Raw genomic sequence first — 22,347 nt, 5'->3', positions numbered from 1 at the left:
CTTCCTTTTTTTATCGAACAGATGGGTAGCTTTTTGCATACTTGTAGATCTGGCGCGCACAGTCGAGGCTCATTTTGCTGGAATCGTTATGTTTGAGCCATGCATTCACATTGCCGGGATTCAGCTTCAAGTCTGTGTAGAGACGATAATTCGTCAGTTTCTTTTTCTGCTGAAGTTCCAATACCCGGCGATGGATCAACGCTTTCGTATCATTGTCCGCAAGAGAGGTATCCCGCACCGAGCAATAGCTGCGCCAAACCTTCAAATAGCCTTCCGGCAGTTCTGATGATTGCTTTTCAAGAAGCACCAGCATTTGCTCCAGCGAATAGAGATTAGAAAGTTGCTCATATTCCGCAGCAATCGTGCTGTTTGCGGTGTAGCGGAGCAGCAGTTCTACTTTATCACAGGCCAAAGCATAGAGAAACAGCGGTTCTTTCAGGCGGGGATTCTCGCTCAGACAATCTGCCAGCTTATGAATACTAGCCGTCTGCACCCCGGAAAGCTCTGCCACATACTGCTTCAAGAAACCCTCAAATGTCAGCTTTCGCATGGTCTCCACCTCTCCACATACTCCTGATAACGGATATAAAAATCCCGATACCGCCAGTCGTTCAAGATGCTGGCTTTCAGTTCATCTTCATCCGTTGCAAGGTGTTCCAGCAAATCCCAGTCCAAAGAGTTCCGCACGGCCTCGCTCTCTACGTCTGCTTTGTCGGTGTCCCGGAAAGAGCACAGCTTTGCAATCACCAAATCTTCCAGACTGGGTGTGTAGAACTGCACCTTTGTACCACCAAAGGGTAGCGGCTGAAGCCGGTCTTGGAAGTTATACGGGAAATTGTCGATGTAGGCTTCCACATCGGTGTTGATGTCGTACTTGCCAAGCAAACTGTACAGTTCTTTCGGAACACTCAAGGCATCAATGTCATGAGTAGCGCGGGTCAGCTTGCCCAACAAAATAAACGCACTGCCACCTACAATCACCATCTGATAGCGGTCGTTATTGTCAATCATCAGGTCTGCGTCTTCGTCCAGACGTTCCAGACGCTTGCGGAGGTCATCTAAAATCATCTTTCCCATAAAACAGCCTTTCTTATTTTCAATAATAGTATTTTCTAAAGCCATTTTACAGGAAAGAAATCCGATTGTCAAGCATAAAGCAACGGTATTTCACACAATTTATACTACCATGTTATCTGTCCACATCTCACACTGGCTAATGACCGTGCTGATTGCTGTATCATAATCTTCCGGCGGATACTTATACTTTTTCAGGAGGTGTTTCACCATCTTACGCATACTCGCACGGGCAGTTTCTTTTTTCTGCAGATCTATTACGCTCGCATTACTGAATTTCTGCGTTTCCAGCCATCTCCATTGCAGCGTTCGATTGACACAGGTTAAGTTATCGGCAGATACAACAAACACAACGGGCGGCTCTGATAACAGAGCTGCCCGTTGTGTTCGTTTATGAAAAGGAGAACTTAGATCTCATACCACTTGATCTCGTTGGCATCCAGATGCAGAGCAAAGCTGCTGCCGCCGGTGGTGTAAACGGTGGTGTCCTGCGGTTCGTACGTGTTGTTCACCACACAATACTTGCCGTTCTTGACGTAGGCGTGAACTTCTACATTATAATTGGAGCTGAACCATGTATGCAGTTCCTCCTCGCTGTGGGCACTCCACAGGATAGCGCGGTACAGGGTACGACTGTTGGCAAAGCTGTACGGCACGCCGCTGATGTACACGGCGCGCCCCTTGCCGAAGTCGTGGGCGGCCATCTGTACTTCCTTGTTCCGCTGCACCAGCACCTCGGTGCCCTCAAGGGCGTAGATGTTCTTTTTGCCCTCGCCAAAGTCCACGGGTTGGTCGGCGTCCTGCAAGATAAAGTGGTCGGGGTGCTCCTCCCAGTTGTATTTGTCGTAGTTCAGGGTGAAGCCGTTTTCTTCCTCCACGCCCAGCACACTGGCAAGCTGGAGAATGTGGCCCTGATACGGGTGACCGGAAGGCTCACCCACGCCGATAAAGCCGCCGCCGTTCCAGACGAACTTGCGGATAGCGGAGGAGATCTCCGGGTCTTCCCACCAGATGCCGCCGGTGTGTGCGGTGTCGGCATCGCCGACATTGATAATGACATCCAACGAATCCAGCAGATGCGGGTCGTTCTTGATATCCTCAAAGCTGATGAACTTCACATCAAAGGGCGCACCGGACAGCATCTCAATGACACCGGCATAGCTATAGTTCTGCTTGTAATAGAGGGCGTGATGCACCATGTGACAGCCCCAAGCCCGCATTTTACCCCAACAGTTCAGCACGGCCACTCGCTTGACACAGTAGGGTGTGGTGCCCTTGATGTTCTCGTACAGTTCGCGGAACTCGTTGCAGACGCTCTCCACGTAGTCCACGAACTCCGGGAACTGCAAGGCCAGTTTCAGATAGCCGCCATAGCCGATGCGGTCGATGGGCTTGCGCAGGATAGCGCGGCGGGCTGTAACCCAGTTCTCCTTGGCTTCCCGCACCGGGTCGCCGCCCTCGTGGAAGGTGTCGGGGAAAAAGTACGGCAGGAAACGGCCCTCGGTGTACTTCACGCCCTCAATGTCAGAAATCAGGCGCAGGGTGGAGCCGTTGCCCACGCTGCCCACTACGGCATCCAGTCCGATGGTCTTGAACTCCGGCATGAAAGGTTCGGTGCCGATCCAGTGATCGCCGAGGAACATCATGGCTTCGCACCCGCACGCGTGGGTGATGTCCACCATCTCCTTGGCAAGCTTTGCCACCTCGCGGCGCTGGAAGGCCTGAAAATCCCGGAATTCCTTGCTGGGCACCCGGTACTGGTTGTTATAGTAGCCCTGATCGATGATGTACTCCGGGCGGAACTTGTAGCCCACTTCCTGCTCAAACTGATTCAGGATGTAGGGGCTGACCGAAGCAGAGTATCCATACCAGTCCACGAACTTCTCCCGCTTCAGCTCGTCGAAGATCAGGGTGAACTGGTGGAAGAAGGTGGTGTAGCGGATGACGTTAACATAGGGGTGCTCTGCAATGAACTTGCGCAGGCGCTCCATGGAATACTTGTGGGTCTTGGGCTGACGCACGTCAAAGGTGATCTGGTGCTCAAAATTCGTCCAGCCGTTGGTGGTAGCGTTGTACATATGCACCGGGTCCCAGATGAGGTAAGCCAGAAAACTGACGGTATACTCATGGAACGGTACGGCCTGTACGGTCACACTGCCGTCGGCGTAGCTCCACTGCTCCGGCGGCACGGGCTGACCGGTGGTTCGATCCATGACCTCCCACCAGCGGGTGATGTCGTCGTTGGTGTTCACCTGCATCAGCTCCGGGCTGATGCCCTTCATCAGCGGGATGGTCACGGTGTCGCCGGGGGCGGTGTAAAAGCCGGTCATGATGTAACACTGCTGTACCTCGTCCGGGTTTGCCTTTGCCCATGCGTTGTCCTTGCGGGTGGTATAGTAGGTGGAGTAGATCTTGGCGTCCGCATCCTTGAGCTGCTGCGGGAAGTCGGTGCCGTCGCAGTCGCGGATGGCATCAGCACCCCACTTTTTTAAGATCTCCAGCGTTTCGGGCACAACGTCCAGGTCTGTTGGAATGGTCACGCGCCCGGTCTTACACTTATCTTCCATAGTTTTCCTCTCTTATCCTCAATCCTGATAGGTTGCGTTGTAAATGGCCAGTACTGCCAGCAGCAGTGCCACGCCCACAAGCATGATGCCAAGCCCTGCCAGCTGTCCAGTCATTTTCCAGCCTGCCACCACCAATGCAATGGCCAGCACAAACAGCACGATCATCAGCACGATGCGCAGGGCAGGATGCGTTTTCCAGAATGTTTTCATGTTTTGTCACCTTATCCTTTCAAGCCGCCCACCGTCATGCCCTGCGTCAGCTGCTTCTGCACACAGATGTACAAAATCAGAGTAGGCAGCATCACCAGCACAAGACCTGCGTACATGGTGCCGTACTGCGCAGCACTCTGCTGGGCCTGCATCAGATTCAGCAGACCCACCGGCAGAGTACGGGGTGCGCTGGTGGAACTCATAAGGGTCATGGAGATGATGTACTCATTCCAGAAAGACAGGAAGTTGAACAGAATAATGGTGATGATAGAGGGCTTTGCCATGGGGAAGATGATGCGGGTCATGGTGGAAAAGTAGCTTGCACCGTCGATATAGGCGGCCTCCTCAAAATCGTGGGGCAGGGTGGCAAAGTAGCCCGACAGCAGGTAGATGGTAAAGGGCAGCGCGGTGGCGGCGTATACCACCGCCAGCACCACCAGATTGTTCAGCAGAAAGCCGCTGCCAAAATGGCCTTTCAGCCACACATCGCCGTCCCGCAGCATCAGGAAGATGGGCACCACGATGTAGTTCACGTTGATGAACAGGCCCGCCATGAACAGGGTGTTCAGCAGTCGGCGCGCCTTGAAGTGGAAGCGGGACAGGCAGTAGGCGGCGGGCAGGGCAACGACCAGCAGCAGCGCCAGCGCCAGCGCGGTGACGATGACCGAATTGAGCATATATTCGCCCATTTTTGCGCCGTTCCATGCGTTGACGAAGTTCTGCCAGTAGAACCCGGCGGGCAGTGCCCAGGGGTTGCCGTAGAACTCTGCATTCTGCTTGATGGAGGCCATGAACACCCATGCCACCGGCACGATGATGGTAACGGCCAGCAGAACCAGCACAAAATAGATGAAAAACTTGTACAGACCTTCCGCAGAGCGGGAAGATTTTTCGGTGGTATTCTGCATCTTCTTCCCTCCTTAAAATTCCAGCGTATCGCGGTTGGTAACCTTGTTGACACAGGCGGACAGGGCAAACGAGAACAGGAAGATTACCACGCCGATGGCCATACTGTAACCATACAGGCCAGCGTCTTTCTGGCTGTACATATAGCTCAGCGCCACATCCGATGCGCCGTTGGGCCCGCCGCTGGTCATGGCCTTGACGAAGAGGAAGGCCATGTTGATGGTGGAGATGATAAAGAAGGTGAGGGTGGTGCGGATATTCGTCCAGATGAGGGGGATGGTGATCTGGAAGAACTGGGTCAGCCGCCCGGCACCGTCCAGATTGGCGCTCTCGTACAGGCTGATGGGCACGGCAGACATGGAGGCCATGTACATGACCATGTAGTAGCCGATGGCCTGCCACACCATGGCAATGATGATGGAGGGGATGACCAGTTTTTCGCCCTTCCACAGGATGGGGTCGCTCATGTTGCGGAACAGGCCGATGATGCTGTTCAGCATGCCGTTTTCCGGCTTATAGATGGCAGAGAAGATGCCGGAGATGACGACCACCGACAGGATGTTGGGGATGTAGAAGATGATGCGAAAGAAGTTCTGCCCTTTGATCTTTTCGCGGGTCAGGATGGCTGCAAACACCAGTGCAAACGCAAAGGTGACGATGGTGACCACCACCACGAGCAGGATCATATTCTGCATGGAGCGGATGAACTGGGTATCTTTCAGCAGATGCTGGAAGTTCTTCAGCCCCACAAAGGTCTCGTTGGGAGAATAGGCACCTCGCTCATACAAACTCATGCGGAACACGTTGAGGGTGGGCAGGATCATAAAGAGGAAAAACAGGATGGTAGCCGGTGCCACACAGAGGAATACGAACCGTTTGCGGCTTTTATCCGTTCTCATAGGGGATTGACCGCTCCTTTCTTGATGGTACTGTACAGCCCAAAAAAGCGGAGGCGGTAAAAACCGCCCCCGCTGGGCAGGGCTTAATTACTCGATGATGTTGGCGCGCATCTGGTCGCTGGCGGACTTGATGCCATCGATCCACTGCTGCTCGGTCATGCTGCCGGACACCAGAGAGTTGACGGGATCGAAGAACACGGTGCGGACTTCCACGCCGGGGATGGCGCTGAAGGCTGCAAAGTTGCCCATAGCTGCCTTTGCGCCGTTGTCGTAGATGGAGTAGAACATCTTGTTGTCGCCGTCCAGATCATCGGCAATGCCAAGCACAGGCTGGATCGCACCGCTCTCGGCGAACAGCTTGCAGGCTTCGTCGCTGTACAGGTACGCCACGAACTGCTTGGCGGCATCCAGATGCTCAGCACCCGCCGGGATCCATGCCTGCTCGAACCAGGTGTAGCTGTAGCTGTCGCCGCCGGCCTTGACAGCGGGCAGAGCGGTCATGCCCCACTCAAAGCCGTCTGCACGGGGTGCTTCGGCCATCTCGCCCACGATCCAGGTGCCGTTGGGCATAAACAGGGCCTTGTTGTCCAGCACCAGCTGCTGGTTCTGGGTAAAGTCCTGATCGTTGGCCTGTGCGGGGGTGATGGGGTTGGTGTAGGAAGCCAGCTTTGCCACGATATCAAAGCAGGTCTTTGCCTCGGGGGTGTCCCAGATGCCTTCTTCGTAGTGGGTAGCCTTGTTGAAGAACTCCGGGCCGCCGGCAGCATACATCAGCGCATAGAAGAATGCGTCGAAGTAGCCGGTGGTGGGGTAGGTGAACAGGTAGGTGCCCTCAGCGGCAGCCTTGTCGCCCAGTGCCCACATCTCGTCCCAGGTCTTGGGCACGTCCCAGCCCTTTTCCTTCAGGAAACCGGCATTGTAGAACAGGCCGCAGGGGCTGTAGAACATGGGAGCCAGATAGGTTTTACCGTCGCCGTAGGGGTTGGTCAGGGAGGTGTCGGTAAAGCCGCCGGCGATCTTCTCGCTCACCTTCTTGCTCTCGCCGGGCACGGTCATGCTCAGCACATCGGTGATGTCGGCGATCAGGTTGCCCTTGATGAACTGCTCGGTCAGGGCAGCTTCACGGCCGGTGGCCAGATGGACCACGTCGGGGTAGTCACCGCCCTGCATGGAGGGGCCGATGACGTCCTCCAACTTTTTGTCGGTGGTCAGGTCCACCTTGATGCCGGTCTGGGCGGTAAAGGCCTCGGTGACCTTTTTCCACATCTCAGCGCCGTAGCCGGTCTCGATGGCAGCAACCTTGATGGTGACGTCCGCAGCCACTGCGGAAGAAGTAGCGGCAGAAGATGCCGTGCTGGACGCGGTGGAGCTGGCAGCACCACCACAGGCAGCCAGGCTCAGTGCAGCGGCACCCACGCCAGCCGCTTTCAGAAAATTGCGACGAGAAATGCGTTTCATAGTGTATCCTCCATCATAAAATTCCGTTCAAAACACAGCCGGGGCAAACAGGCTTCGTCCGAGAGGGCTGTGGTTTTTTCTGGTTCCAATATAGAGGTTTTTACGGTTCGCAACAAGGTCTTTGTTGTTTCATTTTTTAGAAATATTGCTTTTTTGAAATTCTTTCAGCAAAAGCACTAAAATTGGTCGGATTGTTTTGGAACATTTCCCCATCTGTAACCAATTTGACATATTTTTCACGCTATCAAAGGCAAAAGTATTGATCCTATCCAAAAATCAGGGCTTGCATTTTTTCTTCATTGCCTCTATAATAAGAAAAAACGTGCGAAGCAACGCATCGTTTTTAGACTCATATTTTTAGTATTTTGCTTTTATTTTTATGTTTTTTGTTCTTCGCCTCAAAAGGAGCCATTTATGAGTACCGAGCGATTTGATATCCGCCATGCTCCCGCTCCACGGGAATCCTTCCGGCTGCTGTACATCAGCAAAAGCAAATTTGGCGGCGATTGGAACAGCACTGCCCACACCCATTCCTGCACAGAGCTGTTCTACTGTCTGAGCGGAGAAGGTCAGTTTTATTTAAGCGGTCAGCTTTATCCGGTCAAACCGGATGATATGATTATCGTCAATCCGCAGGTAGAGCATACCGAGTTGAGCCTGAATGCTTCACCGCTGGAATACATTGTATTGGGCGTTGCTGGCATCGAGATCTTATTTGGAAAATCAGATTCTTCCTACGCCATCTTCAACTGCCGGGAAAATCGGGAGCGGATGGTGACGCTGCTGCACATGTTGCTGGCCGAAGCTGACCGCAGTCTGGACGGCTGCGAAACGGTCTGTCAGGATCTGCTGGAAGTGTTGCTCATCTGGCTGGTGCGGTGTACCACGCTTTCTTTGCAGGTGGAAGAAACGCCCCGCTCCGACAGCCGGGAGTGTGTGGAGATCAAGCGGTATCTGGACAGCAACTACCGCGAAGATATCTCGCTGGATATCCTTGCTGAAATCGCCCACATCAACAAATACTATCTGGCCCATACCTTCCAAAAAGAGTATGGCATCTCTCCGATCACCTATCTGAACCGCCGCCGCATTGAGGAAAGCAAATATATGCTGGGCAACACCGGTTACAGTCTGGCGCAGATCAGCGAGTTGATGGGCTTTTCCTCTCCCAGCTATTTTTCCCAATGCTTCCGCAAGGCGGAAGGCTTGACCCCCAATGAATACCGCCGTCAGGTGCGGCAGGGACAACGTCCTGCCCCATCAAAACGGCATGAAGTATAATGAAAATGAGGAATTTATGATGAAATCCGTTACCCTTTCTCTGCTCCAGTCTGCTGCAAATGCTTTTGATTTTGGCGGGCCCGTGGTCTGCGATGCCAGCCACTATGGTGAGGGGCATATCAACGACACCTTTGTGGTCTGGCGGGAAGATCATTCCAAACGCTTTATTTTGCAGCGCATCAACACAGATACCTTTACTAACCCGGTGGGCCTGATGGAGAATGTCTGCGGCGTGACCCGGCATCTGCGGGCGAAAATTCTTGCCGAGGGCGGCGACCCAGCACGGGAAACGCTGAATGTCATCCCAACTTTGTCGGGGTCGACTTGCTATCTGGATGCAGACGGCGGCGCATGGCGTGCCTACGACTTTGTAGAAGATACCATCTGTTTGCAGCAGGTCGGCAGCGAAACCGACTTCCGCACCGTGGCCGAGACACTGGGCAAATTCCAGAATCAGCTGGAGGATTACCCGGCCTCCACCCTCCACGAAACCATCGCCCGCTTCCACGACACGCCCAACCGCTATGCCAATTTTGAAAAAGCCCTCGCCGCCGATGCACTGGGCCGGGCAAAAAATATCACGTCGGAAATCGAATTTATCCATGCGCGGGAGCAGGACTGCCATGTTCTGCTGGATCAGCTGGCAGCTGGCGAAATTCCTCTGCGCGTCACCCACAATGACACCAAGATCAACAATGTCCTCATCGATGCCGCTACCGGAAAAGGCATCTGTGTCATTGACCTCGACACCGTGATGCCGGGACTTTCGGCCTACGACTTCGGCGATTCCATCCGCACCGGTGCCAACGACTGCGCTGAGGACGAACCTGACCAGAGCAAAGTCCATTTTGACCTGCATCTGTACGAAGTGTTCGCCAAAGGGTATCTCTCCACTGCCGGGGCATCCATGAGCATGGCAGAAAAAAAGAGCCTTGCATGGGGTGCAAGGCTCATGACGCTGGAATGCGGCATCCGTTTTCTGACTGACTATCTGGAGGGCGACCATTATTTCCATATTGCTCGCCCGGATCACAACCTCGACCGCGCCCGCACCCAGTTCACACTGGTGCGGCAGATGGAAGAGGTTTTCGATCAGATGCTGGAAATCGTCTGTCCGGACAATCACTGATTTCGCAATCTCCTCCATTCAGATACAGCAAGAAGCATGGACGCTCTCCTTTTCGGGGGCGTCCATGCTTCTTTTTACAGCTTATCCCTACACACCCATCAAATCGTCCTTTGAGGACGCTGGGAGCGTCGAGGACATGATGCGCTGCAGCAAATTACCGTGCCGTGACCTCACACTTTCTGTGGACGAGCCGGAAAACGCCTCTGCACAAACAGGGGCAGGAACAGAAAAAGTCCACAAACACTTCCCCTTATCCCGATGAAGTCATCGACCGTCTGGCACGGGCATTCTACCCAGCCATCCTTGCCTGCTGGAACAGCGAGGAAGGCCAGCGGTCACTTGTCGGGGCAGAGGCCCCTCCATCTTGCTAACGCAAGACCGTTCTGTCGCTTAAAAACCCCACTGGGGCTTTCATTGTTCTGCTTCGCTCCACAAACGCGAATTTATACCCGGTACTTGTCTCGATTTATAGTCATATCAACCAAATGAAATACAAGTAAGATAATAAAAAAAACGGAAACTATTATTATTCCTGCGCCCGGCTTGATAAAATCAATTATACCGCCAAGACAAAAGAGCATTGCCCATGTCTTAATCCGTTTTCCAGTAACTCTGCATATTTTCTCTGTGTTTAATCCAGTATAATCTCCTGATAAAAACAGCACACTTCTTTCTGTATTCCTTGATTTGATAAAAAATCTTCCAACAAAAAAGAGAACAGTTGCCATCAGTAAATCAATAAATATAATTATTATTTTCATTTTCAACACCTCTAATTCTAAGTTCACAACTTCCGATTTAGATGCTTCCTCGGTCTAGCCGGGTACTCGTAACCAATCCTGACCGGCAGTTGCCGTGTTGGTTCTCAAAAACTGTTTTACGAACACCCAGCATCGGGGAACGCCCTGTTGTACACATCGCTGTTGTCTGTGGCTTTTGGCAGGGTGCGTCCGCAGGGCGCACCCTGTTTTTTTACTATGCTTCATCGTTTTCAGCGCGCAGCATCCGGTATCCGACACCAACATGGGTCTGGATCAGATGCGGCGCGTCCGGGCATCGTTCCAGCTTTTTACGCAGGGATGCCATGTAAACTCGCAAGGAAGCAATGTCATTTTCCTGCGTACTGCCCCATACTTTCTGCGTGAGGGAGGTATGCGTCAGCACTTTGCCCACATTATGCGCCAGCACACACAGCAGCTTGTACTCGATGGGGGTCAAATGCAATTCATTCTCGCTCAACCAGACGCAGCCTGCCGAGAAGTCGATCTTCAAAGGACCATTGACAAAAACCGGACTATTTATGCCGTCAGAAGCCAGCAGATTCAATCGGCGCTGCGTTACACGCAGTCTTGCCAGCAGCTCATCCACGGAAAACGGCTTTGTCAGATAATCGTCTGCGCCATTGTCCAGTGCCTCGATCTTATCAGAATCTTCGCTCCGGGCACTCAGGACGATGATGGGCAGGTTCGACCATGTGCGGACGCTGCGGATGACCTCGATGCCGTCTATGTCGGGCAGCCCAAGATCCAGCAGCATGATGTCCGGATTGTGGCTGGTAGTCATCATGATCGCCGTTTCCCCATTGGAAGCAGTCAGATATTTATAGCCGTGGGTTTTCAGGGTCGTTGTGATCAGACACCGTACAGGAACATCGTCCTCTACGACCAGAATGGACGGCTTATTCATGAATGTTCACCTCGCTTTGCGGCAATGCAAAGGAAAAGACACTGCCATTGGGAATGTTGTCACGCAGGGTCAATGTTCCGCCGTGAGCCGTCAAGATTGCACGGCAGAGGGGCAAGCCCAGTCCAAGGCTGCGGTGGCTGTCTGCGATGCGGCTCTGCCCGGTATAAAACATCTCGAACACCTGTGCTTTTGCGCGATCCGGAATGCCGGGACCGTTATCTGCAACGTCCACTACGACCTGATGGTCTTTCCGGTAAGCCGAAATCTGAATGACCGAGCCCACGGGGGTGTATTTGATGGCGTTATCCACCAGATTGACAACGACCTGCATGATCAGCCGTGCATCCACATTGACCAAGAGGATCTCGTCCCCATACTGTGTTGTGATGGTGTGTTCGCAGCTTTTCCGGTTGACATGATGCAGTGCTTCTTCGATCATTTCGTCCATCAGCTGCGGCGAGATCTGCAGATTCATCCGCCCATCTTCAATGCGGGTGATGGAAAGCAGATTTTCCACCAGACCGATCAGCCATTGCGCATCGTCAAAAATATCGGTGCAGATCTTGTTCCGGGTCTCTGTATCCAGCGTTTCTCCGTTGGAAAGCAGATTGCTGGCATTGCCGGAAATGGAGGTCAGCGGGGTGCGCAGGTCATGGGAGATCGTGCGCAGCAGGTTTGCCCGCAGTTCTTCATTCCTTGCCTGCAATGCAGCTTGCTCTTTTTCCAGCGCGTTTCTGCGGTTTTCGATGGCCAGCGCACCTTCGCCCAGAATGGAAAGCAGCACACTGTTTTCAAAGGCATCCAGCGGTTTTTCGGACAGATCGATTCCGATCACTCCAAACACGCCGCCTCCGGTCCGAAGCGCAAGATAAAGCCCCTTTGCATCCGGGTAGCTATCCGTGCCTGCACCGGAACGCTTTTTGTTGGCAAACGTCCAGTTTGCTGCATCCCGTTCTTCCGGTGCAGAAAAGATGTTACATGGCACTTCCCCATCAATCTCAAAAACCTGTTCTGACCCAAGATCTCCGTTTTGTTCCGGGTAAACGATCAGGCTCCGGTTCAGCAGCTTCATCAACTGGGACGCTGTCTGAGAGAGGATTTCTTCCTCGCTTTTTGCTCTCTGTAAAAGCTGATTTGTATCAAACAGTATTTTTGTACGGAACGCTGCCTGCGCAGACATTTTTGCATGATCCTTCAGCCGTGTTGTCAGGGTGCAGGTAATGATTGCAGAGGTCAGCATCAGGGCAAATGTGACCTGATAACCGGGATCATACGCATGGAATGTCAGGCGCGGTTCCGTCAAGAAAAAATTGTATAGCGCAACACTGGCAATGGAGCCCAGCACACCGCAGGTGTAACCGCTGGTACACAATGCGGTGAACAGCACCCCCAGCATATAGAGCATAATAATATTATAGCGTGCAAAGTCCAGTTGTAAGAAAAAGAAGCCGATGAGCGTGATGCAGCTCAGGATGCCTGCGGTGATCAGCAGATCACAGACAGAGGGTAGAAGCGGACGGGTGAACAGCTTCCGTCCTGAACCGTAGCCGTTCTCTGCAGAAGCATCCGGGATGATATAAATATCCAAATTAGGCGCAGTCAGCGTCAATTTTTCAGTCAGTGACGGTCCACTCCAGAAATGGCGGCGATGTACGCTGGAGCGCCCCAGTACGATTTTTGTAATGCCGGAGATGCGAGCAAACTCTGCGATCTGCTGCGGAATGTCATCCCCGTAGATCGTAGAAATGTCGGCACCTGCCTGCTCTGCCATACGAATGTGCTGCTGCAAGCGCCGACAGTCTTCTTTTCCCATCTGATCCGAATCCGGAGTCCGGACATACAGAGCTGTAAAGGTCCCTCCAAACGCCTTTGCCATCGTTGCTGCCGTCCGCACGATCTTTGCATTGGAGGGAGAGGACGACAGACACGCCAGAATATGTTCAGTGGGTGGGTCGTTCTGATTCATAAAGATCACCTGCCTTGCCCACAGTATAGCACAATTTGATGGTTACGACCACCAGTCACGTCTTTTTCCTTCTTGTCGAATGATCTCCTTCCGCATGTGATCCAGCGCATCTGCTGCCCGGAAACCACTCAACATGACTCCAAGAACCATCAACAACAAAACGACATCCATATGATCCGTCCTATCTTTTTAGAGCCGGAAACACTTCTGGATCGATGCGTATTTTCCCAAAACCAGCATACTTTCATCCCGGCACAGCTGCGTATCCGGCGTGATGTTCATATCGAGCTTTCCGTCTTTTTTCAGCGCAAGAATATTGATGTTATACTTTTTTCGGATATTGATCTCACCGATCGTACGATCCATCCATTCCGGCGGAATGGTCACTTCCATGATGGCGTGGTCGTCCTGCAGCTCGATATAATCCAGAATGTGTTCGGAGCTATATCGGATCGCTGCCCACTTTGCCAGCTGCTTTTCCGGATAGACCACTTCATCCGCACCGTTACGCAGCAGGAACTTGGCTTGTACATCCCGCTCTGCACGCGAGACCACAAGCTTTGCGCCCAGCTCCTTGAGCAGTGATGTTGTTTCCAACGAACTCTGAAAATTGCCGCCGATGGTTACGATACACACATCAAAATTGCCAACGCCAAGGGAGCGCAGAAAGTATTCGCTGGTGCTGTCACCGATCTGTGCATTCGTCACATAGGAAAGCACGGCGTTCACACGGTCTTCGTTGCTGTCGATCGCCATGACCTGATGACCCAGCTCATTCAGTTCCTGCGCAATATGGCGGCCAAAACGGCCAAGCCCAATCAAAAGAATCGATTTCATACTTGTCTCCTTTATCCGATTGCGATTTTCTCCTGCGGCAGACGAGAGTGGGCAGGGCTGCTGCCAAATGCCGCATAGATCAACGTCAATCCGCCAACACGTCCCAAAAACATCAGTGCGATCAGCACCCCCTGCGAAAGGATGCCCAATTGCGGCGTGATGCCCAATGTCAGACCTACCGTTGCCACAGCCGAAGCAGTCTCATACAAACAGACCGACATCGGCAGCTGCTCTGCCGTAGCAATGACAAAGGCTCCGAGGAAGAACAGCGTCAAATACATCCCTGCGATCGTGGCAGCATTCTTGACCGCAGAGCCATCTATGCGTCGCCCGAAAAATTCGGCATCTTCTCTGCGGCGGAAGGTTGCCCACATATTGGCCAGCAGAACGGCAAATGTTGTGGTTTTCATGCCGCCTGCCGTGGAGCCGGGCGAACCGCCCAACAGCATCAGAACCACCATCAATGCCTGTGAAGTGCTGCCCATCGCAGCAAGATCGGCGGTGTTAAAGCCGGCAGTACGGGGTGTGACGGATTGGAACATCGACAATAAGATGCGCTGCCGGGCAGAGCCTGCCGTAAACTCGAAACAATAAAAGTACAGCGCCGGCAGTACCAGAAGAAATGCCGTTGTGACAAGGATCACCTTGCTCTGCATCCGATAACGGTGAAAATCAAGGCGATATGTACAAATGTCCTCCCATGTCAGAAAGCCAAGGCCGCCAAAGACGATCAGGGCCGCGATCACTGTGGTAAGCAATGGGTCACCTGCATACCGTGTCAGCGAAACAAATTTTGCCCCCTCTGTTCCCAGCAGGTCAAAGCCGGCATTGCAGAACGCCGAAATGGAATGAAACAGTGCATACCAGATCCCGCGCAAACCATAATCGGCGCAAAATGTCGGCAGCAGCAGTGCAGCACCGGCCAGTTCAAACAGAGCGGTGATCCGCAGAATAAAGCCTGTCAGCCGCACGATGCCGCCCATCTGCGGGGCAGCCGTAGCTTCCTGCATCGTGCTGCGCTGCTTGAGGGAGATCTTTCGCCCGGAAAGCAGCGCAAAGGCAGCACCTACTGTAATGACGCCCAGTCCTCCGATCTGGATCAGAAGAAGGATCACGCTCTGCCCAAAAACCGACCAGTAGCTGCCGGTATCCTGTACCACAAGTCCGGTCACGCAAAGGGCAGAAGTGGAGGTAAACAGTGCCTCATGGAACGGTGTGACGCACCGCTGTTGTGTAGCAATCGGAAGCATCAGAAGCAATGCGCCCACCAGACCAACTGCCGCAAAACCTGCAATAATGACCTGAAAAGAAGAAAAACGGTGCTGCCTGTAACGAGGATATTGAATCATAAAAGCTCCTTTACCTATCCGTGTGCATAAAGATTAGCATGGAATAGATAAAAGAGCCGTAAAGAAAATTGTAGAAGTATAAAGATTTCATTAAAATTGATCGGGCAACACCAAATAACAAATGCTGGACATCACCAGTTAAAAAACAGTAATATCCAGCATTCATTTAGATTTCTAACCCATGGCTCCCGGCCGCATTCTTCAAATACCCTTCCGGGTCGCCATTCAGAATCAAATCGGCATAGCCAAGCGGATCATTATAGATGAGGTAATCCAATTCTGCCCTCTGCGCTATGGTCACATCCAACGCATCCTCGACTCCGGTGCAATTGATGGGAATTTTTCTCCAATCCCGGAGCAACAGTTCTACACACCCAGTGTCCATGTTGAATTTGCAGGCTCTTGCATCATCCTTCATAATCTCGTCCTCCTGAAATCATTGTTTGGTTTGTGGCGGTCAATCTATGATTTCGGATTTCATCTTCCACGGACACCTGCATGGAACTTGTCGGGGCAAAGCCCCTCCATCTGCTAACGCAGACCGTTCCGCCGCTTAAAAGCCCCACTGGGGCTTTCATTGCTTCGCAAACGCTAATTTTCCGAAGAAAACAAATAATCCGAACCCATCTCCTATCGGAAACAAGTTCGGATTATTTTTGTTTGGTCCGAGTGGCGAGAATCGAACTCACGGCCTCTTGAACCCCATTGTGCTTCTCTCAAAAACGCAATGGACACTCCGATACCACTTGTACGCAGTATCATCAAATTTCAAAATTATTTTATCATTCTGTTTCGTTAGATGTCAAGATGTTTCGTTTCTTTTGTGGTCAAATTGTGGTCAACCGACCCTGACAAATGACCATTCTCCCCTACTAAGTTACATGGCGCAATTCCGATTTTCAAAAATCGAGATTGCGCTTTTTTGTTTGCACGAATTATTCATAAGGAGGATTTGTCAACCATGTCAATGAAACATCGTCATTTTTTCATCCTTGACAGAACTGTATGACGCTCGACTACTTCTATGGACAGGCCGGAAAACTTTTTTCGTTCTATCGCATCCCCAAAGCACTGTTTCAGGAGCAGCGGTTTCAAAATCTGTCAACCGATGCCAAAACACTCTACGGCATCCTGCTTGACCGCATGAGCCTTTCTGTTAAAAATGAATGGTTCGACAAGCAAGGCCGGGTGTTCATCATTTTCACGATCGAGGATGTCAAGAGGGCTTTGTGTTGCGCAGACAACAAAGCGACCAAGCTACTCCGGGAACTTGAAAATTTTGGTTTAATTGAACGAAAACGCCGTGGACTGGGCAAACCGAGTTTGGTGTATGTGAAAAACTTTTCGTCAGACCTTTCAAATGAGCGTGTCCAGAATCGTGAAAATCACGAATCTGGAAGTCCTAAAAACGCTTGTCAAGACTCGCCCAAATCACGATGTAATAAGAATAAAAAGAGTAAGACAGAGCGGAATAATACGAATCCTATCCTTTCCGATGAATTGGAGAAAATGAAGAATCGTAAACTGCTCGAAGAATATTTTTCACGTTCTTTGGAGATAGAACTTCTTCTCCGGCTTTACCCGGATGATGAAGATACCATCTATCAGATCGTAGATTTGCTGGTGGACACCTGTGACAGCAAGCGTAAACTCATAAGAATCGCTGGCGATGATAAGCCCGCCGAAGTTGTGCTTAGTCGGCTAAAAAAGTTGAATGCAGACCACATCCGCTTCGTACTGGACTGTCTGGCAGCGAACACTTCCCCGATACGGAATATGAAGCAGTACCTTCTGGCCGCACTATTCAATGCTCCAACCACAATACAGCTCTATTATCAAAACAAAGTCAACCATGATTTAGCAGCTCGGAGGTGATGAAAATTTCCAAAAAGGCAACAACGATAGCCGTTATCAACCAGAAAGGCGGCACGGGCAAAACCACCACCTGTGAAAATTTGGGCGTAGGGCTTGCAATGGAGGGCAAGAAAGTTCTGCTTGTGGACGCTGACCCACAGGGTTCGCTTACTGTCAGTATGGGCTGGCAAGACCCGGATGCACTGCCCACTACACTCTCCACTCTTATGCAGAAAGCCATGAACGACCAGTGTATTCCACCCGGCGAAGGGATTCTGCACCATGCGGAGGGCGTTGACCTTATCCCGGCCAACATCGAACTGGCCGGACTGGAAGTGGCTCTGGTGAATACCATGAGCCGGGAGAAAGTGATGAAACAGGTGTTGGAAAGCGCAAAACGCGAGTACGACTATATTCTGATTGACTGCACTCCCTCTCTCGGTATGCTGACGGTCAATGCGCTGGCAGCGGCAGATTCCGCACTGATTCCGGTGCAAGCACAATATCTTTCGGCAAAAGGGCTGGAGCAGTTGCTTCAAACCGTGCAGAAAGTAAGGCGGCAGATAAACCCGAAACTGAAAATTGAGGGCATCCTGCTCACCATGACGGACAGCCGCACCATCTATGGGCAGCAAATCAGCAATCTGATTCGGCAAGCCTACGGAAAGCATTTGAAAGTGTTCGACCAGACAATTCCCCGTTCTGTCCGCGCTGCCGAAACCAGCACGACCGGAAAAAGCATTTTCCAGTATGACCCGAAAGGCAAAGTGGCAGAAGCCTATCATTCCATCGCAAAGGGGGTGTTGGCCGATGCCGAAAAACGGCTTAAACGTCAGTTTGAACAGCTACGATGATATTTTTTCCACCGAAGAAACGCGGCAGGAAGAACAGCGCGAACAGGTACAGCAAATTCCCATTGATGAGTTGTATCCGTTCAAAGACCATCCCTTTAAGGTGCTTGATGATGAAGCTATGCAGCGCACAGTAGAAAGCATAAAGCAGTTGGGTGTTACAAATCCGCTGATTGCTCGTCCGCGCCCGGATGGTGGCTACGAAATCATTTCCGGCCATCGCCGCCAACACGCTGCACAGCTTGCTAGACTGAAAACCCTGCCGGTTATCGTCCGTGATATGTCGGACGATGCCGCCGTTCTGCTCATGGTTGATTCCAATCTTCAGCGCGAACAGATTTTGCCGAGTGAGCGGGCATTTGCCTATAAGATGAAACTGGATGCACTGAAAAGGCAAGGTGCTAGGTCAGATTTAACTTCATCCCAAGTTGGGATGAAGTTGCAAGCACTTGATATTGTTGGACAAGAAGCTGGTGATAGCCGCAACCAAGTACACCGTTTTATCCGCTTAACCAATCTTATCCCGGAACTGCTGGACATGGTAGACGAAAAGAAAATCTCATTTAACCCTGCGGTGGAACTCTCTTATCTTGATGAAAGCCAGCAGCGAGATTTTCTTGAAGCTATGGCTGACACGCAAAACGCCCCATCGCTTTCACAGGCGCAACGGCTCAAAAAGCTGGCGCAGGAAGGTCATTTCTCGTATGACGTTGCCTTTGCCGTGATGGGTGAACCGAAAAAGGACGAATTGGACAAAGTTGTTATCAAAAACGATACCCTGCGGAAATATTTTCCCGAAAGCTCTACTCCGAGAGAGATGGAAGAAAAAATCATTGGGCTTTTGGAAGAAAGTAAAACCGAAAAAGTTGTATTCAGGAGCGATTCTATCAAAAAATATTTTCCGAGCAACTATTCGTCAGAACAAATCGAAAATTCAATTCTCAAGATGCTCGACCAGCGCATGAAAAAGCGCAAGCATGAAGCTGAACGCTGACGATCAGATAAAACGCAAGACCCACTTTGGGTCTTTTTCTTTTGCAAACATGGAGGAAAAAGCCTATGAACAACACCGCTACTCGTATGATTCGTTCCGAGGAGATCACCATTGATATGCGCATCTGCACCATTCTGGCAGGTGGCAAGAAGCCCGGTGAAGTCTACTTTGCCGCCATTGCGCCGGATATGGAACTGACTGTTATTACTCTGGATGAAGCCCCTGACATTCTGCCCTGCTTCGATGAAAGCGATGCCAGCATCCATCTTCCCGACACTTCGCTGCTGCTCTGCTACAATCCGGCACAGGTTCTGAAGATGGCGGGCAAGCGTTACCTGACTGGCCCGGTCATTCTGGTACGCACCAACATGGACGGGAACTTCATTTCGCTTACCATTGATGACGTGTACCGTTTCCAGAAGTTTCTGGCGAGCCACAGCGTCACACTCATGGCAGACGATCAGAAGCTGCCCTGCATTTGCATCGTCTGAGGTGTGTTATGCTGAATTTTTTCATCGGTTTCGCATTTTTTGAGTTCGGCGCACTCTGCGGCTTCTTCGTGGCTGCGCTGATGCAGGCGGCAAGGGATGGTGGTGAAATTGCAGGAAGAAGTCGAACAGAAAACATTCAATATTGTAGTGTCTACTACAAAGCTGACAGCCCGAACGATTCTGAATGCCGGAAGAACTGCTATTCAGCAGTATCAGGCAAAGATGGCTGGTGGCAAGCAGAGCGTCCGAATGCTTCTGCGGCAAAATCGGGGTGTTTCCAGCGTGGAAATCGACAAAACCAATATTAAAGGCTTTGAGCGGTACGCAAAAAAGTATGGCATCGACTATGCCATCCGTAAGGACAGCTCCGAAGTGCCGCCCCGGTATCTGGTCTTTTTCAAAGCCCCGGATGTGGAAGCGTTCAATGCCGCTTTCAAAGAATATTCGGTATCCCTGCTGAGCAAAACCAAGCGTCCCTCTGTGCTGGCAAAGCTGCACAAACTGGTGCAGGCCGCAGCAGAACTTCCCGGCAAGGTGCGCCGCAAGGAACAGGAGCGTGGACTGTGACCACGAAAAAGCTGACAAAACTGCTTGCGCTGTATCTGCCGTATATCCTGCTGGGGCTGGTGGCAACGAACCTTGGTGAAGCGTGGCGGCTGGCCGAGGGCAAAGAGTTGGGCGAACACATCATGTCTATGATGGGAACTTTCCCGGTGGCATTTGCGAATCCTCTGCCCAGTCTGCATCCGCTGGATTTGCTTATTGGCTTTTCCTGCGGCACAGGGCTACGGCTTGCCGTATATTTGCGGAGCAAAAATGCAAAGAAGTACCGTCATGGCATGGAGTACGGCTCTGCCCGGTGTGGTGCATAATCTTAACTGTAAGGAAAACTATGTGGACGCAGGAGGTATGCACATGAACGAATATAATAAAATTACAGCCCTTTACTCCCGCCTTTCCGTCGGGGACGAGGACAGAGATGGCGGCGAGAGCAACAGCATTGTAAACCAAAAGGCATTTCTGGAACGGTACGCCCAACAGCAGAGATTAACCAATATCCGGCACTACATTGACGATGACGAAAGCGGCAGGTTCTTTGACCGCTCTGCCTATTCCCGCATGATGGAGGATGTGGAAAACGGAAAAATAGGCGTCTGCATTATGAAAGACCTGACGCGCTGGGGGCGTGATTATCTCCAAGTCGGCAATGCAATGGAGGTATTCAGACGGAACAATGTCCGCTTTATCGCGGTCAATAACGGCATAGACAGCGACAATCCCGATACATTGGAGTTTGCGCCCTTTATCAATATCATGTCGGAGTGGTACGCAAAGGACATCAGCAAGAAAGTAAAAACGGGTATCAGGACCAAGGGTGCAAGCGGCAAACCCATCGCCACCGAAGCCCCATACGGATATATGAAAGACCCGAACAACAAGGATTTTTGGATAATCGACGAGGAAGCCGCCGAAGTGGTACGCTTGATTTTCCGTCTGTTTATCGGCGGGAAGAACAGAAACCAAATTGCCGTATATCTCAAAAACGAGCAAATCCTCACGCCTACGTTCTACCTCAAACAGCACGACAGAGGGACAGCGAAAAGCAGACCGCTGAACGAGGAAAATCGCTATAAATGGAACAAAGCAACCTTAACCAAGATACTCACAAGGCAGGAGTATTGTGGTGATGTTGTCAATTTCAAGACCACAAAGCATTTTCGGGACAAGCGCAACCACTATGTAGATAAAAGCGAATGGCAGATAACCGAGAATGTGCATGAGCCGATTATCGACCGCGCCGACTTTGAAACCGTACAGCGGATTTTGGAAAACGCGCCTGTCAGACGCCCTAACGGGGACGGAGAAATCCACCCTTTGTCGGGCTTGATGTTCTGTAAAGACTGCGGCGCAAAAATGCACATTCGCATAGATTACAGGAACGGCGGCAAGCGTCATGTTGCCTTTTGCAGCGAGTACCACAAGGGCAAAGCCAAAAATCCCAAATGCAATTCCCCGCACATCATAGACGCTGATTTAGTCATGCAGACTATCGCGGATGTTCTGAAAAAAGTTGCAGAATACTCCATAAGCAACCGGGAGGAATTTGAAGCATTAGTCCGAAAAAACCTTGATATGCAGCAGACGGACAAGAGCAAAAAACAGCAGAAGCGTATTCCGCAAATTACAACACGCCTTGAACAGATTGACAAGGTGCTGAATAAACTCTACGAGGATAACGCCCTCGGTGCTATCCCACAAGACCGATACGAGCAAATGTCACAGAAATATTCGGAGGAATACTATACGCTGAAAGCGGAACTTGCAGAACTCAAAGAACAGTTATCCGCGTTTGAGGACGCAGGAGGATGGGCGCATAAGTTTTTGAAGCTGATAGAACGCTACGCCGCCTTTACCGACCTTACCCCCGCCATTCTCAATGAATTTATCAGCAGAATTGAAGTGCATGAGCGCGATAAGAAAAGGGCAAAACAAGCTGTTCAGCATATCGGGATATATTTCAGCTATATCGGCAAGTTTGAAAACGAACTGACACAGCTTGCAGAGCCGACAGAGGAAGAAATCCGGCAAATGCGGGAGAAAATCGAAGAAGCCCAAAAGGAAAAGAGCCGCGCTTATCATCGGAACTACTCAAAGGAATACCGGGCGAAAAACCTTGAAAAACGCCGGGAGTATGAACGCATCAAGGCGCGGGAATATCGGGCAAAGCGAAAGGCGCAAGCCGCTGCGCTGCCCGTATCGTAAAACAGAATAACCGACAGCAGAAAGGGATTTTC

General features: G+C 51.4%; 21 protein-coding genes and 2 pseudogenes. 9 read left to right on the top strand and 14 right to left on the bottom strand.

The window, feature by feature from the left end; translation table 11 throughout:
* Positions 1 to 10: 10 nt before the first annotated feature.
* From J3350_RS08775 to J3350_RS08740, 8 genes and pseudogenes are all read right to left on the bottom strand, one after another.
* On the bottom strand, positions 11 to 550 hold the full coding sequence (locus J3350_RS08775; RefSeq protein ID WP_207686345.1) for a transcriptional regulator: 540 nt from the start codon (positions 548 to 550) through the stop codon (positions 11 to 13).
* The gene (locus tag J3350_RS08770) at positions 538 to 1,077 is read right to left on the bottom strand and encodes a DUF6036 family nucleotidyltransferase (protein ID WP_005927020.1); all 540 of its coding nucleotides are present in this window, start codon (positions 1,075 to 1,077) and stop codon (positions 538 to 540) included. The genes J3350_RS08775 and J3350_RS08770 overlap by 13 nt, the downstream gene beginning before the upstream one ends.
* A gap of 99 nt (positions 1,078 to 1,176) precedes the next feature.
* A pseudogene (locus J3350_RS14085) lies at positions 1,177 to 1,332 on the bottom strand (type I restriction enzyme endonuclease domain-containing protein); the annotation flags it as partial.
* Positions 1,333 to 1,481: 149 nt separating this feature from the next.
* Complete coding sequence (gene gnpA, locus J3350_RS08760) at positions 1,482 to 3,641, bottom strand: 1,3-beta-galactosyl-N-acetylhexosamine phosphorylase (protein ID WP_207686343.1); 2,160 nt, start codon at positions 3,639 to 3,641, stop codon at positions 1,482 to 1,484.
* Positions 3,642 to 3,659: 18 nt separating this feature from the next.
* A complete protein-coding gene (locus J3350_RS08755; protein ID WP_207686342.1) occupies positions 3,660 to 3,851 on the bottom strand; it encodes a hypothetical protein in 192 nt (63 codons plus the stop codon).
* A gap of 11 nt (positions 3,852 to 3,862) precedes the next feature.
* Complete coding sequence (locus J3350_RS08750) at positions 3,863 to 4,759, bottom strand: carbohydrate ABC transporter permease (RefSeq protein WP_207686341.1); 897 nt, start codon at positions 4,757 to 4,759, stop codon at positions 3,863 to 3,865.
* A gap of 12 nt (positions 4,760 to 4,771) precedes the next feature.
* The gene (locus tag J3350_RS08745) at positions 4,772 to 5,656 is read right to left on the bottom strand and encodes a carbohydrate ABC transporter permease (RefSeq protein ID WP_207686340.1); all 885 of its coding nucleotides are present in this window, start codon (positions 5,654 to 5,656) and stop codon (positions 4,772 to 4,774) included.
* An 87-nt stretch (positions 5,657 to 5,743) separates the two neighbouring features.
* Positions 5,744 to 7,114: a carbohydrate ABC transporter substrate-binding protein gene (locus tag J3350_RS08740; protein ID WP_207686339.1), complete on the bottom strand. Its 1,371-nt coding sequence runs from the start codon at positions 7,112 to 7,114 to the stop codon at positions 5,744 to 5,746.
* 414 nt (positions 7,115 to 7,528) lie between these two features.
* On the opposite strand from J3350_RS08740, the gene J3350_RS08735 reads away from it, so the two are divergent.
* Positions 7,529 to 8,395, top strand: a complete 867-nt coding sequence (locus tag J3350_RS08735; protein WP_176923278.1) for an AraC family transcriptional regulator — start codon at positions 7,529 to 7,531, stop codon at positions 8,393 to 8,395.
* A gap of 19 nt (positions 8,396 to 8,414) precedes the next feature.
* A complete protein-coding gene (locus J3350_RS08730; RefSeq protein ID WP_207686404.1) occupies positions 8,415 to 9,524 on the top strand; it encodes a phosphotransferase enzyme family protein in 1,110 nt (369 codons plus the stop codon).
* Positions 9,525 to 9,967: 443 nt separating this feature from the next.
* Here the strand turns inward: J3350_RS08730 and J3350_RS08725 are convergent, their stop codons facing one another.
* The 6 genes from J3350_RS08725 to J3350_RS08700 form a co-directional block, all read right to left on the bottom strand.
* Entirely contained in the window at positions 9,968 to 10,285 is a 318-nt protein-coding gene (locus tag J3350_RS08725; protein ID WP_055187611.1) for a hypothetical protein, read from the bottom strand.
* A gap of 214 nt (positions 10,286 to 10,499) precedes the next feature.
* On the bottom strand, positions 10,500 to 11,210 hold the full coding sequence (locus J3350_RS08720) for a response regulator (protein WP_015538305.1): 711 nt from the start codon (positions 11,208 to 11,210) through the stop codon (positions 10,500 to 10,502).
* Positions 11,203 to 13,176 (bottom strand): DUF4118 domain-containing protein, encoded by a 1,974-nt coding sequence (locus J3350_RS08715; protein WP_242700207.1) that lies wholly within the window; start codon positions 13,174 to 13,176, stop codon positions 11,203 to 11,205. The genes J3350_RS08720 and J3350_RS08715 overlap by 8 nt, the downstream gene beginning before the upstream one ends.
* Before the next feature lie 189 nt (positions 13,177 to 13,365).
* A complete protein-coding gene (locus J3350_RS08710; RefSeq protein WP_015565003.1) occupies positions 13,366 to 14,013 on the bottom strand; it encodes a TrkA family potassium uptake protein in 648 nt (215 codons plus the stop codon).
* Between the two features lie 11 nt (positions 14,014 to 14,024).
* Positions 14,025 to 15,362: a TrkH family potassium uptake protein gene (locus J3350_RS08705; RefSeq protein ID WP_207686338.1), complete on the bottom strand. Its 1,338-nt coding sequence runs from the start codon at positions 15,360 to 15,362 to the stop codon at positions 14,025 to 14,027.
* Between the two features lie 166 nt (positions 15,363 to 15,528).
* Positions 15,529 to 15,780 (bottom strand): DUF6061 family protein, encoded by a 252-nt coding sequence (locus tag J3350_RS08700; protein WP_207686337.1) that lies wholly within the window; start codon positions 15,778 to 15,780, stop codon positions 15,529 to 15,531.
* A 587-nt stretch (positions 15,781 to 16,367) separates the two neighbouring features.
* Here J3350_RS08700 and J3350_RS08695 point away from each other — a divergent pair.
* From J3350_RS08695 to J3350_RS08665, 7 genes and pseudogenes are all read left to right on the top strand, one after another.
* A complete protein-coding gene (locus J3350_RS08695) occupies positions 16,368 to 17,237 on the top strand; it encodes a DUF6017 domain-containing protein (RefSeq protein ID WP_207686336.1) in 870 nt (289 codons plus the stop codon).
* Complete coding sequence (locus J3350_RS08690; RefSeq protein WP_097773643.1) at positions 17,237 to 18,070, top strand: ParA family protein; 834 nt, start codon at positions 17,237 to 17,239, stop codon at positions 18,068 to 18,070. Before J3350_RS08695 ends, J3350_RS08690 begins: the two co-directional genes overlap by 1 nt.
* Positions 18,027 to 19,061 (top strand): ParB/RepB/Spo0J family partition protein, encoded by a 1,035-nt coding sequence (locus tag J3350_RS08685; protein WP_015565005.1) that lies wholly within the window; start codon positions 18,027 to 18,029, stop codon positions 19,059 to 19,061. The genes J3350_RS08690 and J3350_RS08685 overlap by 44 nt, the downstream gene beginning before the upstream one ends.
* A gap of 65 nt (positions 19,062 to 19,126) precedes the next feature.
* The gene (locus J3350_RS08680) at positions 19,127 to 19,552 is read left to right on the top strand and encodes a hypothetical protein (protein WP_015565006.1); all 426 of its coding nucleotides are present in this window, start codon (positions 19,127 to 19,129) and stop codon (positions 19,550 to 19,552) included.
* A gap of 108 nt (positions 19,553 to 19,660) precedes the next feature.
* Positions 19,661 to 20,119, top strand: a complete 459-nt coding sequence (locus J3350_RS08675; protein WP_367397985.1) for a PcfB family protein — start codon at positions 19,661 to 19,663, stop codon at positions 20,117 to 20,119.
* A pseudogene (locus J3350_RS08670) lies at positions 20,116 to 20,418 on the top strand (conjugal transfer protein TraG); the annotation flags it as partial. The gene J3350_RS08675 and the pseudogene J3350_RS08670, both read left to right, overlap by 4 nt.
* Positions 20,419 to 20,467: 49 nt before the next feature.
* Positions 20,468 to 22,315 (top strand): recombinase family protein, encoded by a 1,848-nt coding sequence (locus J3350_RS08665; protein ID WP_207732025.1) that lies wholly within the window; start codon positions 20,468 to 20,470, stop codon positions 22,313 to 22,315.
* The last annotated feature ends 32 nt before the right edge of the window (positions 22,316 to 22,347 follow it).

It is taken from the genome of Faecalibacterium sp. Marseille-Q3530, from assembly GCF_017377625.1.
In the GTDB taxonomy this organism is placed as follows: Bacteria; Bacillota; Clostridia; order Oscillospirales; family Ruminococcaceae; genus Faecalibacterium; species Faecalibacterium prausnitzii_E.
Note: the sequence above shows the minus strand (reverse complement) of the source record. Positions and strands in the feature narration are given on the sequence as shown.

What these genes read in the sequence shown, in the direction of transcription:
- J3350_RS08755 (WP_207686342.1), bottom strand. Translation starts at nt 3,851, where the DNA reads ATGAAAACATTCTGGAAAACGCATCCTGCCCTGCGCATCGTGCTGATG.
- J3350_RS08740 (WP_207686339.1), bottom strand. Translation starts at nt 7,114, where the DNA reads ATGAAACGCATTTCTCGTCGCAATTTTCTGAAAGCGGCTGGCGTGGGT.
- J3350_RS08710 (WP_015565003.1), bottom strand. Translation starts at nt 14,013, where the DNA reads ATGAAATCGATTCTTTTGATTGGGCTTGGCCGTTTTGGCCGCCATATT.
- gnpA (WP_207686343.1), bottom strand. Translation starts at nt 3,641, where the DNA reads ATGGAAGATAAGTGTAAGACCGGGCGCGTGACCATTCCAACAGACCTG.
- J3350_RS08665 (WP_207732025.1), top strand. Translation starts at nt 20,468, where the DNA reads ATGAACGAATATAATAAAATTACAGCCCTTTACTCCCGCCTTTCCGTC.
- J3350_RS08725 (WP_055187611.1), bottom strand. Translation starts at nt 10,285, where the DNA reads ATGAAAATAATAATTATATTTATTGATTTACTGATGGCAACTGTTCTC.
- J3350_RS08705 (WP_207686338.1), bottom strand. Translation starts at nt 15,362, where the DNA reads ATGATTCAATATCCTCGTTACAGGCAGCACCGTTTTTCTTCTTTTCAG.
- J3350_RS08735 (WP_176923278.1), top strand. Translation starts at nt 7,529, where the DNA reads ATGAGTACCGAGCGATTTGATATCCGCCATGCTCCCGCTCCACGGGAA.
- J3350_RS08715 (WP_242700207.1), bottom strand. Translation starts at nt 13,176, where the DNA reads ATGAATCAGAACGACCCACCCACTGAACATATTCTGGCGTGTCTGTCG.
- J3350_RS08745 (WP_207686340.1), bottom strand. Translation starts at nt 5,656, where the DNA reads ATGAGAACGGATAAAAGCCGCAAACGGTTCGTATTCCTCTGTGTGGCA.
- J3350_RS08730 (WP_207686404.1), top strand. Translation starts at nt 8,415, where the DNA reads ATGAAATCCGTTACCCTTTCTCTGCTCCAGTCTGCTGCAAATGCTTTT.
- J3350_RS08750 (WP_207686341.1), bottom strand. Translation starts at nt 4,759, where the DNA reads ATGCAGAATACCACCGAAAAATCTTCCCGCTCTGCGGAAGGTCTGTAC.
- J3350_RS08770 (WP_005927020.1), bottom strand. Translation starts at nt 1,077, where the DNA reads ATGGGAAAGATGATTTTAGATGACCTCCGCAAGCGTCTGGAACGTCTG.
- J3350_RS08685 (WP_015565005.1), top strand. Translation starts at nt 18,027, where the DNA reads ATGCCGAAAAACGGCTTAAACGTCAGTTTGAACAGCTACGATGATATT.
- J3350_RS08775 (WP_207686345.1), bottom strand. Translation starts at nt 550, where the DNA reads ATGCGAAAGCTGACATTTGAGGGTTTCTTGAAGCAGTATGTGGCAGAG.
- J3350_RS08680 (WP_015565006.1), top strand. Translation starts at nt 19,127, where the DNA reads ATGAACAACACCGCTACTCGTATGATTCGTTCCGAGGAGATCACCATT.
- J3350_RS08690 (WP_097773643.1), top strand. Translation starts at nt 17,237, where the DNA reads ATGAAAATTTCCAAAAAGGCAACAACGATAGCCGTTATCAACCAGAAA.
- J3350_RS08695 (WP_207686336.1), top strand. Translation starts at nt 16,368, where the DNA reads ATGACGCTCGACTACTTCTATGGACAGGCCGGAAAACTTTTTTCGTTC.
- J3350_RS08720 (WP_015538305.1), bottom strand. Translation starts at nt 11,210, where the DNA reads ATGAATAAGCCGTCCATTCTGGTCGTAGAGGACGATGTTCCTGTACGG.
- J3350_RS08700 (WP_207686337.1), bottom strand. Translation starts at nt 15,780, where the DNA reads ATGAAGGATGATGCAAGAGCCTGCAAATTCAACATGGACACTGGGTGT.